This is a genomic window from Phycicoccus sp. (assembly GCF_035325325.1).
Lineage (GTDB): Bacteria > Actinomycetota > Actinomycetes > Actinomycetales > Dermatophilaceae > Phycicoccus.
This window is the reverse complement of record NZ_DAOLAC010000026.1, coordinates 20,187-33,064: the sequence shown is the minus strand read 5'-3', so window position 1 is coordinate 33,064 and position 12,878 is coordinate 20,187. Positions and strand designations below refer to the sequence as shown.

Here is a 12,878-nt window from a genome sequence, read left to right as displayed (position 1 = left end):
GCGAGATCGCCTTGGCGATCTCGACGGATTGCTGCGCGGCGAGCGTCAGCCCGCCGTCGAGGGCACCGCCGACGGACCGCTCCACCGACCCGCCGCCACCGTCGACGAGGGCGTCGAGGGCCGAGCGGACCGCCGGTGCGGAGAACAGCCCGCCGGTGACGACGAGCCGGGGCGACTCGAGGCCGGCCGCGGCGGCGAGCAGCGAGGCACCCAGCGCGTGGCCGGCGGCGACGCACACCCCGGCCGCGACGGCGTCCCCGGCATCGGCGGCGGCGGTGACGAGCGGGGCGACCGAGGCGAGCACCTCGGGGGCGTCCGCAGCGGTCATCACCCGTCGTGGCCAGGTCTCGCACGGGCCGAGCACCGCCTCGGCCGCGGTGAGGAGCCCGGCCGAGCCGCCGTCGACCCCGTCGCGGGCCCGGAGCGCGGCGCGCAGGCCCTCCATCCCGACCCAGGCCGCCGAGCCGCGGTCGCCGAGCACGTGGCCCCAGCCGTCCACGCGGGTCCAGTGCGCGCCGAAGTCCGACCCGAACGCGACGGCGCCGGTGCCGGCCGCGACGACGGCGCCGGGCACGACCTCCCCCAGCGCCCCGACGAGGCTGGCGACCGCGTCGCTGACCACCGCCGTGCGTCGCGCCCGCAGGGCCGCCGAGACCGCCCGCAGCACGTCGTCGGGCTCGGCGAGGAAGAGCAGCCCGCGGGTGGACCAGCACACCGCGTCGGGGGCGTCGACCCCCTCGGCGTCGAGGAGCAGGCGCGCGTCGGCCGCGAGCGCCGCGACGTCGAGCCCGTCGGCCCCGACCCGGGCGCCGACCGCCCGTCGCCGCTCCCCGGCCACGCCGTCCCGGCAGACGACCAGGCGCAGCCCGCTCCCGCCGACGTCGACCGCCACGACCGTGCTCACGGCCGTGAGCCGATCACTTCGCCATGCCCGCGGTCAAGCCGGCGACGATCTGCTTGGTCGCCACGAGGAAGAGGAGGATGAGCGGGATCGTCGTGATGACGAGACCGGCGAACACGGCGGCGTAGTTCGTCGCGTTCTCGCCGAAGAAGGTCGTGAGGCCGACCGGCAGCGTGTACTTGTCCTGGTTGCGGAGCAGGACGAGCGGGAAGAGGAAGTCGTTCCAGATCGGGACGAACCGGAAGACGGCCACCGTCGCGACGGCCGGCCGCACGAGCGGCACCATGACCCGCCAGAAGGTCTGCCACGCGTTCGCGCCGTCGAGGGTCGCGGCCTCCTCGAGCTCGGCCGGCAGCTGCCGGAAGAAGGTCGTGAGGACGAAGATCGAGAAGGGGACCCCGGACGCCCCGTACATCAGGGCCAGCCCGAGCCGGGAGTCGATGAGGCCGACCCCGTCGAACAGGTAGAAGATCGGCAGGATCGCCAGGTGGATGGGCAGCATCAGCCCGGAGAGGAAGAGCGACTCCAGCCAGCGGAAGACGCGCGAGCGGCCCCGGGCGAGGGCGTAGGAGGCCATCGTCGCCACCGTGGTCGAGAGGGCGACCGCGCCGAGGGTGACCATGAGGCTGTTGCCGAAGTACGTGGCGAAGTTGCCTGCGGTCCAGGCCTCCCGGTACGCGTCGAAGGACAGCGGCCACGGCGCCCCGAGCGGGTTCGAGATGAGGTCGCCGTTGCTGCGGAAGGAGCTGCTGACCATGAGGAGCAGCGGGACCAGCGCGAAGGCGGCGTAGACCCACAGCAGGACGCTCGCCGTGCGCCCGCCGACCGGCTTCTGCCGGCCACGGGTCGGTCGGCGCGAAGGACCACCCGGAGCGGCGACGGCGTCCGTCGTCGGGGCGCCTGGTGCGTCGGCGGTGCCCACGCCGGCGGGGACGACGCTCATGCCGTGATCCTCCGCTCGTGCCGGCGCAGCACGGCGGTCGCCGCGTACGCACCCCCGAAGATGAGGACGAAGAGCAGGGTCGCGAGCGCCGACGAGGTACCGATGGCGTCGGTCGCGCCCGAGTCGAACGCGGTGCGGTAGAAGAGGAGCGAGATGAAGTCGGTCGAACCGGCGGGGTTGCCGGTGGAGCCGCCGAACGCGTACGGGAGGGCGAAGGCCTCCATCGCGAAGATGAAGGTCAGCACGCTCACCGTGCCGATGGCCGGGACGAGCAACGGGAAGACGACCTTGCGGAAGGCCTGGCCGTTGCTCGCGCCGTCGACGCGGGCGGCCTCGGTCAGCTCGTCGGGGACGCCCCCGAGCGCCGCCCCGTAGAGCAGCACCGGGAAGCCGATCCACTGCCACACGCTGACGAGGACGACGACCCACAGCGCGGTGTCGGGGTCGCCCAGCCACGGCAGCGCCCACGACTCGAGCCCGACCTTGGTGAGCAGCGTGTTGACCGGCCCGAAGGTCGGCGACAGGAGGAGGGTCCAGAGGTAGCCGATGACGATCGGGCTCACGAGGTACGGCATCGCGTAGAGCGTCTGCAGCGCCCGGCGGGTGCGTACACGGCGGTGCAGGAGGAAGGCGACGGTCAGCCCGATCGTGTTCTGCACCAGCATGGTTCCCGCGAAGAACAGGATGTTGTGCCACAGGGCACGCGGCAGGTCGGTCGTGAAGGGTGCCCGCGTGAAGAGCGCCGTGAAGTTGTCCAGACCGATGAAGCCGTGCCGGGCGGTGCCGGTCCACTCGTAGAAGGCGTACGAGAAGGAGGTGACCATCGGGTAGAGGACGAACACCCCGAAGAGCGCGAGGGCCGGGGTGACGAAGAGCAGTCCGGTGCGTCGGTTCATGGGCTTCCGGGGGGTCGGGGTGGGTGTGGTGCCGGCGGGCCGGGCGTGACGACCCGGGTCACCCGGCGGCCGGGCCGGTCGAGGCGCCGGCCGCCGGGGTGGTCGGGTGGGTCAGCTGGCCGGCTTGAACCAGGTCATGACGCCCTTGTTCAGCTCGGTGCTCACCGCGGTGGCGTCCTTGCTGCCGAGGAAGAGCTCCTGGACGCCCTTGCCGAGCAGGTCGGTGCCGGACGGCGACCCGTAGCGGAAGTCGGTGAGCAGGAGGTACGGGGAGCCGCTGGAGTCGAGGTTGCCCGCGACGTCCTTGAGCACCGGGTCGGAGTACGAGACGCCGGGGACGGCCGAGATCTGCTTGACGTCGTCGGCGACCATCTGGCCGAACTCCTTGGTGGACATCCACTTCACGAGCTCCATGGCCGCGTCCTTGTGCGGCGACTTCGCGTTGACCGCGAAGTTGCCGTCCGCCCAGCCGGCCGTCGTCCCGGTGGCGCCGGCCGGGGCGCCCGGAGGCGGCGGCACCTGGAAGACGCCGAGGTCCATGTCCGGGTTGGCCTTCTGCAGCGTCGCGAGGTCGTACGAGCCGCCGGGGTACATCGCCGCCTTGCCCGAGGAGAAGAGGGTCATCGCGTCCGTGACGGCGACGCCGGTGACGCTGTTGGGCATGTACTTCTCGAGGGTCTTGAGCACCTCGACGGACGCGACGAAGTCCGGGTCGGTGAAGTCCTTCGCGCCCGACTGGACTGCCTTCTGGAACTCGGTGCCGCCGAAGCGCGAGCCGGCGAGGATCTCGTGGACGATCGGCAGGGTCCAGTCGTCCTTGGCGCCGACGGCGAGCGGCGTGATCCCCTTCTTGAGGAAGGTCTCGTTCGCGGCGATGAACTGGTCCCAGGTCGTCGGGACCTGGACCCCGTTGTCCGAGAACATCTTCTTGTCGTAGAACAGGACGGTGGCCTGGCGGGCGAGCGGCACCGAGTAGAGCTTGCCGTCCTCCTTGCCCTTGGCGCCCGCGACGATGTTCTCGTCCCAGGACGACAGGTCGACCTGGCCGTCGAGCGGCACGAGGGAGCCCGAGGCGACGGTGGTCTGCAGGCCGCCGTAGGAGCGCACCTGCGGCACGTCCGGGCCGTCCGAGCCGGCGAGCCCGGTCGCGAGGATCTTGTTGTACTCGGTCGCCTTGAACGGCTTGAAGTCGACGGTGACCCCCGGGTGCTCCTTCTCGTACGCGGCGAAGATCTTCTCGTACGCGGCCTTGTCCTCGACGCGCCACGACCAGACGGTGAGCGTCGTCGAGCCGCCGTCGCCCGAGCCGCCGCCCGAGGACGACGACGGTGCACACGCCGCGAGGGCGAGGACACCGGCGCCGAGGGCGAGGGCGAGCCGGGTCCGGTGGTGTCGGGTGGTCATGCGGGATCTCCTGTCGGGACGTGGGCCGAGGGCCTGGTGGTGGTCGTGTCGGGGGAGCCGGTGGGGGTGCGGATGGCCGTCAGGGCGCGTGCCACCGACCCGTCGTGGGCGGCGAGCGCGGTCCGGGCGGCCTCGGCGTCGACGCCCGCGAGGAGCGTCACGAGGGCCGGCTTGAGCTCGCCGTCGGTGGCCTCGAGCGCTCGCCGGGCCTCGGCCTCGGAGGCACCGCTCGCCTCGCGGAGGATGCGCACCACCCGGCCGCGCAGCTTCGCGTTCGTCGCCACGACGTCGACCATGAGGTTGGACCAGGTGCGCCCGAGCCGGATCATCACCGCGGTCGAGAACGCGTTGAGGACGAGCTTCTGCGCCGTCCCGGCCTTGAGCCGCGTCGACCCCGTGATCACCTCGGGCCCGGTGTCGACGGCGAGGCAGTGGTCCGCGAGCGGGGCGAGCTCGGGCTGCGGGTTCGAGGTGACGAGGGCGGTCACGGCACCGCGCTCGCGGGCCAGCTCGAGCGCCCCCCGGACGTAGGGCGTGCGCCCGGAGGCGGTGAGGCCGACCACGACGTCGCCCCCGCCCACGGCGTCGAGGTCGGCCCGCCCCTGCTCCGCGTCGTCCTCGACGTTCTCGAGGGCGCGCAGCAGGGCCTCCGGACCGCCCGCGTGGTGTGCCACGACGAGCCCGGGCGGGGCGTTGAAGGTGGGGAGCAGCTCGGCCGCGTCCAGGACGGCGAGCCGGCCGGAGGTGCCGGCGCCGACGTAGTGGATGGTGCCGCCGGCCCGCACCGCTGCGACGGCGGCGTCGACGAGGGCGGCCAGCTCGGGGAGCACCTGCGCGACCGCGGGGGCGACGAGGGCGTCCTCGGCGTTGACGAGCCGGAGCACCTCGAGGGTGCCCAGGCCGTCGATGCCGACGGTGCCCGGGTGTCGCTCCTCGGTGGGTGCCATGACGGTCGCCTCGGTGCTCACCCAGGCGATGTTACTTTCCTACGTCTGTGTCGTCAACGGTGTGAATAAGTGACACCTTCAGTACCGGACGTGGTGCCCGGCGACCGCCCGTCGCGTCTCCTCGACCGCCGACTGCGCCCGCGCGAGGTCGTGCTGGGCCACGGCGATGTAGAGGCAGTCGACGACGGTGAGCGCCGCGATGCGGCTGGCGGTCGCGCCCGACCGCAGGCTCGACTCGCGGGCCGCGGTGGCCAGGACGTGCTCGGCGCCCTCGGCGAGCCGGGACACCGGGAAGTTGGTCACGGCGACGGTCGTCGCGCCCCGCGAGCGGGCCAGGGCCAGCGCCTCGACCGTCTCGGTCGTCGTGCCCGAGTGGGAGATGCCGATGGCGACGTCGCCCGGGCCGAGCAGCGTCGCGCTGGTCAGCGCGATGTGCGGGTCGTTCCAGGCGAAGGCGACGATGCCGATGCGGTGCAGCTTCTGCTGCAGGTCCATCGCGACGAGCGCGCTGGCCGCGATGCCGTAGACGTCGACCCGCTGCGCGCCGGCGATCGCCGCCGCCGTCGCGGCCAGCGCGGTGCGGTCGATGGCCTGCGCGGTCTCCTCGACGGCACTGGCGTCGGCATAGGCGACCTTCGCGATGACGTCGTCGACGGTGTCGTCGGCGCTGATGTCGCTGGTCGGCGCCGCCGGTCGCCCCCCGGTCGAGGCCTCGGCGAGGGCGAGCCGCAGCTGCGGGTAGCCCCGCAGGCCGAGCCGCTTGCAGAAGCGCAGGACGGTGGTCTCGGAGGTCGCGGCGGCGACGGCGAGCTCACTGATGGTCAGGCCGGCGGCCGCCCGGGGGTCGGCGAGCACCTGCTCGGCCACCCGGTCCTCGGCCGGCGACAGCGAGGGCCGGACCCCGCGCAACCGGACGAGGAGGGAGGGGGCGCCGTCGACGGGCTGGCTGGACATGGGGGACAACCTAGGCGCCGCGGTGCACGACGCTCCACCCCGCCGTCACGAACCGGTCACCGTGACGCTCCCCGTCGAGGAGCACGCGGTGCCCGCCGGTCACCCGCACGCCGTCGACGAGCACGCCGCGGCCGAGGTAGAGCGCGTCGGTGGCCATCCGCCAGCGCAGGAGGAGGTGGCCGGCCGGCAGGTCCGCGCGCGCCTGCATCCAGTGCCGGCCGTGCTCGCCGGAGATCGTGCCGTCGGTCTGCTCCTGCGGTCCGCGGTCACGGACGGCGAAGGGCAGCGGCGACCACGTCGAGCCCCCGTCCGCCGAGGTCTCCAGGGTGAGGACGTCCGTGCTCTCGGTGTCGACGAAGAGGTCGAAGCCGAGCCGGGCACCCCTCTCCGGCACCGCGACCGGCGCCGTGAGGGTGGAGGTCGTCCCGTTCTCGCCGCCCGAGTACCACGCGGTGCGGCCGCGCCTCGGGTCGACGGGCATCGCCATGGCCAGGCCGTGGGCCCACTCGCGACGAGCCTGGTTGTTGCTGCCCCAGTCGCGCGAGGGGTGCACGCGGTTGGTCAGGAGGATGGCGAACGAGCGGCTGTCGAAGTCGATGACGATCGAGGTGCCGGTGTAGCCGGTGTGCCCCGCGGTGTGCGGCCCGGAGAGGCCGTCCATGTACCACCGCTGGTCGAGCTCGAACCCGAGCCCGTGGGCGTCGCCGGGGAAGGACTCGTTGAAGTTCGTCACGAGCAGCTCGACGCTCTTCCGGTCGAGGATGCGGTGCCCGCGGTAGGTGCCGCCGTCGAGCAGCGCCTGCGAGAGGACGGCGAGGTCGTCGGCGGTCGAGAAGACGCCGGCGTGGCCCGCGACACCGCCGAGCGACCAGGCGTTCTCGTCGTGGACCTCGCCCCACACGAGCCCGCGCGGCGGGGCCGTCTGGTACTCGGTGGCGGCCGTGCGCCGCTTGTCGGTCGGGTTGTAGCCGGTGTCGCGCATCCCGAGGGGTGCCGTGATGCGGTCGTGGACGACCCGGTCGAGGGTCTTCCCGGTGAGCCGCTCGACCATCACCCCGAGCGTGATGAGGTTGAGGTCGCTGTAGAGGTAGGTGGAGCCGGGCGGGTTGGTCAGCGGCTGCTCCATGACGGCCGTGATCCGCGACGCCTTGTCGGGGTACTTCGACCACAGCGGCAGCCACGAGGTGAAGCCGGAGGTGTGGGTCAGCAGCATCCGGACGGTGACGTCCTGCTTGCCGTTGGCGGCGAACTCGGGCAGGTAGCGGGCGACCGGCGCGTCGAGCGCGACCCGGCCCTGCTCGATGAGCTGGACCGTGGCGATCGAGGTGAACAGCTTGCTCACCGACGCGAGGTCGAAGACGGTGTCCTCGCGCATCGGGACCCGCTGGTCGGGCGGCAGCTCGGTCGTCGCGTCCTTCCACCGCAGGGCCCATCCGGTGGCGTGCCGGGCGACGACCTTGCCGTCGTGCCCCATGAGGCCGACCGCGCCCCCGTACATCGGGTGGCCACCGGCGGCCGGGGCCTCGACGTGCGAGTCGACGAGCCGCTCGGCCTCGGCGATGGGCGCCGGGTCGAGGCCGGCGGCGCGCGGCGAGGCGTCGCGCAGGACGGTGTTCGCGGGCATGAACCCCTTCTCGGGTCGGTCGAAGTCGTTGGCCAGGGCCGGGGCCGCGGTGGCGGCACCGGAGGCGACCACGGCGGCCGTCACGAGGACGGCCCACGTGCGGCGGCTCACCGGTGGCCCCCGCGGTAGAGGAGGTAGGGCCGGCGGCGTCGCTCGAAGGCGGCGAGCTCGGAGCGCCACGCCCCGACGACCTCGTCGGCCGACGCGCCGGCGTCGACCATCTCGCGCAGCCGGGTCGAGCCGGTCAGCTTGTCGACCCAGTAGGGCCGCTGCGGGTCCCAGCTGTCCTTGCGCCAGGCGAACTCGGGGTACAGCGCCTTCGCCGCGACGAGCATCTCGGCGCCGAGCCGCGGCCCGTCGAGCCGGCCGGGGTCGGTGACGTGCACCTGCACCCCGCCGCACACCTCGCCGACGAACTTGTTGACGACCGGGTTGAAGTACGCCTCGCGGAAGGTGACGCCCGGGACGTCGCGCGCGACGAGCCGCTCGGCCCACCGGTGGTCGACGAAGGGCGCGCCGACGAGCTCGAACGGGCGGGTGGTCCCGCGGCCCTCGGAGAGGTTGGTCCCCTCGAAGAGGCAGGTGCCCGGGTAGACGAGCGCGGTGTCGGGGGTCGGCATGTTCGGGCTCGGCAGCACCCAGGTGAGCCCGGTGTCGGCGAAGACCGTGTCGCGGCTCCAGCCGGAGACCTGGACCACCTCGAGCGCGTCGCCGAGGATCTTCCCCTCGTCGGCCTCGAGGAACTCGCCGTCGAAGAAGCGGGCCAGCTCGCCGACCGTCATCCCGTGCGCCTGGACGATCTCCTTGGCCCCGACCCCGGACGTGTACGCCGGCGTCATCATCGGGCCACGCGCGGTGCCGCCGATGGGGTTCGGCCGGTCGAGGACGACGAGGTCCGCCCCGGCGCGCAGGGCCGCGCGCATCGCCGTGTACATCGTCCAGATGTAGGTGTAGAAGCGCGCCCCGACGTCCTGGATGTCGAAGACGACCGTGTCGACGCCGGCCTCCCGCACCATCCGGGTCAGCGAGTCGGCGGTGGCGCCGTAGGCGTCGTAGACCGTCACGCCGGTGCGCTCGTCGGTGTACGTGCCCTCGGAGCCGCCGGCCTGCGCCGTGCCGCGGAACCCGTGCTCGGGCCCGAAGACCGCCCGGACGTCGACGGCACCCGAGTCGACCATCTCGTCGACGATGCTGTGCAGGTTCGCGAGCACGCCGGTCGGGTTGGTGACGACCCCGACCTTCCGGCCGGCGAGGACGCGCCACCGGGAGGCGGCGGCCCGGTCGGCCCCCGGGGTGACCCGGCGCGAGGGCCGGTGGCGGTCGTCCGCGCGAGCCGCCGGGGCCCCGGCGACGGCGGTCGCGGCGGCCCCGAGGGCGGAGGCGGCGAAGAGCTGGCGGCGGTCGAGGGACATGCGGAGGCTCCTGGTCAGTAGGTGAGGCCGTGGCCGAACGGGTAGAGGACGGTGTCGGGGTCGTCGGCGACCGGGATGTCGACCGGCAGCTTCCCGACCGGCGACACCGCCCCGGCGATGACCCGGGCCGCGGCCTGGAGGGCGACCGGGCTGTAGCTGTAGGTCGCGAGGTAGGTCTCGGCGTCGCCGAGGTAGGCGATGTCGTACGGGTCGCGGACGGCGACGACGACGACGGGGACGCCGGTGCCGCGCAGGGCCGCGACGAGCTTCTGCTGCCCGCGGGTCTTGTCGGTGACCGTCGTGTCCCAGGCCTTCATCGTCGTGACGACGACCGCGTCCCGGCCGGCCGCCGCGGCGACCGCGGCCGCGATCTGGGCGTCGGTCGGCGAGGACCCGGTCTGCTGCACCGTGGTCGTCGCGCCGTGCTCCTCGAGCGCCGCGGCCAGCGTCGCGGTCGTGCTCACGCCGTAGCCGGTGACCAGCAGGTCCTTCCCGGAGGTGTCGAGCGGCAGGACGCCGGCGTCGTTGCGCACGAGCGTCGTCGTGCGGTTCGAGATGGCGTCCGCGGCCGCGAGGTGCGCGGCGGTGCCGACGACGCGGTCGAGCCGGCGGGGGTCGGCGAACGGGTGCTCGACGACGCCCTGCCCGGCCTTGAGGGTGAGGATGCGGCGCACCTTCGCGTCGAGGTCGCGGCGGCTGATCCGGCCCGACTCGACGGCCTCGAGCACCGCCCCGAACGCGGCGTCGAGCGCCGGCGACATGAGCAGCTGGTCGGCGCCGGCGAGGAGCGCGCGCACGGCCACTTCGGCGTCCCCGTACTTGTCGCGCACGCCCTGCATCTCGAGGGAGTCGGTGATGATGACGCCCTCGAAGCCGAGCTCCTCGCGGAGCAGCCCGGTGAGGATGGGGTGGCTGAGCGTCGCGGGGTCGCCGCTGTCGTCGAGCGCCGGGAAGGAGAGGTGCGCGGTCATCACCATGTCGATGCCGGCCGCGATCGCCGCCTTGAACGGGGGTGCGTCGATCCGCTCCCACTCCTCGCGGGTGTGGGTGATGACCGGGAACGCGACGTGGCTGTCGGTCGCGGTGTCACCGTGGCCCGGGAAGTGCTTCGCGGACGACATGACGCCGCCGTCCTCCTGGTAGCCGTGCACCTGGGCGGCCGCGAGCTCGGCGGCGAGCGCCGGGTCGGACGAGAAGGACCGCGTGCCGATGACCGGGTTCAGCGGGTTGACGTTCGTGTCGCACACCGGCGCGAAGTTCGTCGTGAGGCCCATCGCGCGCAGCTCCTGGCCGGTGATCGCGGCGGCGGTCCGGGCGTCCTTCGCGCTGCGGCCGGCGCCGAGGGCCATCGAGCCGGGGAACTGGGTCGCCGGCGGCCCGATCCGGGTGACGATGCCCTGCTCCTGGTCGACGCTGACGGTCAGCGGCACGCGGGCCTTGGTCCGGCGGCTCAGGGCGGCCTTCTGGAGGCCGTTCGAGAGGGCGAGGATCTGGTCCGGGTCGTTGACGCTGTCGGTCCACGCGAAGTAGATGACACCGCCGAGCGCGTACTTCCGGACGACCTCCGCGGGGGTGGCGACGCCGTAGAGGTCGGTGTTCTCGGTGCGGGCGGTCGTCGCGGTGCTGCCGTAGACCTGCTGGACGAACAGCTGGCCGACCTTCTCGCGCAGGGTCATCCGGGCCAGGGTCGAGGTGACCCAGCCGTGGTGGTGGTCGTGACCGTGCTCGTGGTCGTGGCCGGGGCGGTGGCCGTGCGCCGAGGCGACGGGCGCGGTGGCGCCCGCGAAGGCGAGGGCCAGGCTGCCGGTGAGGGCGGAGCGGCGGGAGAGCGTCCAGGTCACGGGAACCTCCAGGTGCGTAACTTGTTCACGTCGTTGTGGGATGTTGCGTAACTTAGTCACGCATCCGGACCCCGGCAACCGGAGCGCCACGCGCACCGGCGTCAGCGGCGGGCGCGGTAGCGGCCCGGCGACACCCCGACGAGGGCGGTGAAGTCGCGGGTGAAGTGCGCCTGGTCGTACCACCCGTACCGGTGCGCGAGGTCGGTCAGCGTGCCGTCGTAGCCGGCGTCGAGCTCGGAGACGACGTCGTGCATCCGGTACCGGGCGAGCACCCACTTCGGCCCGACCCCGACATAGTGGGTGAAGAGCCGCTGGAGGCTGCGCGGCGTCGTGGCCACCCGGATGGCGACGTCGGCCACGGTGAGTAGCGAGCGGTCGGCGAGCATCACGCCGACCACCTCGAGGAGCTCGGCGTGCCGCGGGTCCTCGCCCGCGCCGAGACCGACCAGCCCGTCCTCGAGCGCCCGCGCCCACGCGCCGGGGTCGTCGACGAGCGCCGGGTCGGCGAGGGCGGCGACGAGGTCGGCCGGCAGCACCTCGCGCGCCGGCACCGAGCGGTCGACCCAGCCGGCCGCCCCGACCCCGGTGAGCGCCGTCAGCCCGCCCGGCCGGAACCGCACCCCGAGCACCACTCCGTGACCCCGGACGTCGACGTCGAACCGTCGGGTGCACACGCCGGTGACGACGACGTCCTCCCCCGGCGGCAGGTCCGGGCGGCGGTGGCTGCCGACCTCGACGGTCAGCGAGCAGGTCGGGTGCGGCAGCACCTCGCTCGCGAAGTGGCGCCCCTCGGGCAGGGACCACCGCAGGGCCCAGTGGTTCTCGACCCACGGCGCGACGGCCGACCCCGCCGCGCCCCGCTCGAGGTGGACGTGCCGGGCGAACTCCTCGGGCCGCAGCACCCCGGCGGTCGAGGCCGTCGCGTTTGTCCTAGCGGGCACGGCGCCAGCCTACGGAGGATGGGTGACACCGACCGCTCCCGACGAGAGGATCCCCATGGCCACCGCCGCCCTCAAGATGGTCACGCTCGACAGCTCCGACGTCCGCCGCGACGTCGCCTTCTGGCACGCCGTGCTCGGCTGGGACGTCGCCCACGAACAGGACGAGTACGGGATGCTCACGAGCCCCGACGGGCTTGCCCTGGGGTTCGGCCTCGTCGAGGGGTACCGGGCCCCCGGCTGGCCGAACGAGAACGGCAGCAAGCAGTTCCACCTCGACCTGGCCGTCGACGACCTCGACGCCGCGGCCCGGGAGGTCGTCGGGCTCGGCGGCACGCTCCCGGACGAGCAGCCCGGCGAGACCTGGCGCGTCCTGCTCGACCCGAGCGGTCACCCGTTCTGCCTGACGCAGGCGGCGAACTGGGGCTGAACGGCCCGGGCCGCCCCGCTCGGCGCACGCCACCGGCCGTCCACGGAGACGTCGGTCACGACCCGTGGACGGCCCGCGCGCACCCGCCCGAGGATGGAGCCATGAGCACCGGCGCGTACGCAGCGGCCCACGAGCAGTCCATCGCCGACCCGACCGCCTTCTGGGGCGCGGCGGCCTCCGCCATCGAGTGGAGCACGCCGCCCACCACGGTCCTCGACGACTCGAACCCCCCGTTCTACCGGTGGTTCCGCGGCGGGCGGCTCAACACCTGCTTCAACGCCCTCGACCGGCACGTGCGCGACGGCCGTGGCGACCAGCCGGCGCTCCACTACGACTCGCCGGTCACCGGGACCTCGCAGACCTTCACCTACGCCGAGCTGCTCGACCGGGTCGCCCGCTTCGCCGGCGCGCTCGCGTCCCTCGGCGTCGAGAAGGGTGACCGCGTCGTCGTCTACATGCCGATGGTCCCCGAGGCGGTCGTCGCGATGCTCGCCTGCGCCCGCCTCGGCGCCGTGCACTCGGTGGTGTTCGGCGGGGTCGCGGCCCACGAGCTGTGCTCTCGCATCGACGACTGCCGCCCCCGGGTCC

The 12,878-nt window shown here is 73.5% G+C and carries 12 protein-coding genes; 2 read left to right on the top strand and 10 right to left on the bottom strand.

The features are described from left to right. From PKA89_RS14425 to PKA89_RS14380, 10 genes are all read right to left on the bottom strand, one after another. Positions 1–904: BadF/BadG/BcrA/BcrD ATPase family protein (locus PKA89_RS14425; protein ID WP_324420635.1), on the bottom strand; the 904-nt coding region annotated here is incomplete at its 3' end. Between the two features lie 13 nt (positions 905–917). Continuing rightward, on the bottom strand, positions 918–1,844 hold the full coding sequence (locus PKA89_RS14420; protein ID WP_324420633.1) for a carbohydrate ABC transporter permease: 927 nt from the start codon (positions 1,842–1,844) through the stop codon (positions 918–920). After that, positions 1,841–2,740, bottom strand: coding sequence for a sugar ABC transporter permease (locus tag PKA89_RS14415; RefSeq protein WP_324420631.1), 900 nt, complete (start codon positions 2,738–2,740; stop codon positions 1,841–1,843). Before PKA89_RS14415 ends, PKA89_RS14420 begins: the two co-directional genes overlap by 4 nt. A gap of 111 nt (positions 2,741–2,851) precedes the next feature. Continuing rightward, positions 2,852–4,144: an extracellular solute-binding protein gene (locus PKA89_RS14410; protein WP_324420629.1), complete on the bottom strand. Its 1,293-nt coding sequence runs from the start codon at positions 4,142–4,144 to the stop codon at positions 2,852–2,854. Next, a complete protein-coding gene (gene murQ / locus PKA89_RS14405) occupies positions 4,141–5,112 on the bottom strand; it encodes an N-acetylmuramic acid 6-phosphate etherase (RefSeq protein WP_324420627.1) in 972 nt (323 codons plus the stop codon). The genes PKA89_RS14410 and murQ overlap by 4 nt, the downstream gene beginning before the upstream one ends. A 57-nt stretch (positions 5,113–5,169) precedes the next feature. Then, a complete protein-coding gene (locus PKA89_RS14400; protein WP_324420625.1) occupies positions 5,170–6,045 on the bottom strand; it encodes a MurR/RpiR family transcriptional regulator in 876 nt (291 codons plus the stop codon). A 10-nt stretch (positions 6,046–6,055) separates the two neighbouring features. Next, the gene (locus tag PKA89_RS14395; protein WP_324420623.1) at positions 6,056–7,780 is read right to left on the bottom strand and encodes a serine hydrolase; all 1,725 of its coding nucleotides are present in this window, start codon (positions 7,778–7,780) and stop codon (positions 6,056–6,058) included. Further along, positions 7,777–9,081, bottom strand: a complete 1,305-nt coding sequence (locus PKA89_RS14390) for a DUF1343 domain-containing protein (RefSeq protein ID WP_324420621.1) — start codon at positions 9,079–9,081, stop codon at positions 7,777–7,779. The genes PKA89_RS14395 and PKA89_RS14390 overlap by 4 nt, the downstream gene beginning before the upstream one ends. 14 nt (positions 9,082–9,095) lie before the next feature. Further along, positions 9,096–10,922, bottom strand: coding sequence for a glycoside hydrolase family 3 N-terminal domain-containing protein (locus tag PKA89_RS14385; protein WP_324420619.1), 1,827 nt, complete (start codon positions 10,920–10,922; stop codon positions 9,096–9,098). Between the two features lie 101 nt (positions 10,923–11,023). Continuing rightward, positions 11,024–11,863 carry a helix-turn-helix transcriptional regulator gene (locus PKA89_RS14380; RefSeq protein ID WP_324420617.1) on the bottom strand — a complete coding sequence of 280 codons (840 nt, stop codon included), beginning with the start codon at positions 11,861–11,863 and terminating at the stop codon, positions 11,024–11,026. Between the two features lie 55 nt (positions 11,864–11,918). Between PKA89_RS14380 and PKA89_RS14375 the strand changes: the two genes are divergently transcribed. Then, positions 11,919–12,290 carry a VOC family protein gene (locus tag PKA89_RS14375; protein WP_324420615.1) on the top strand — a complete coding sequence of 124 codons (372 nt, stop codon included), beginning with the start codon at positions 11,919–11,921 and terminating at the stop codon, positions 12,288–12,290. A gap of 101 nt (positions 12,291–12,391) precedes the next feature. Then, positions 12,392–12,878: AMP-binding protein (locus PKA89_RS14370; protein WP_324420613.1), on the top strand; the 487-nt coding region annotated here is incomplete at its 3' end.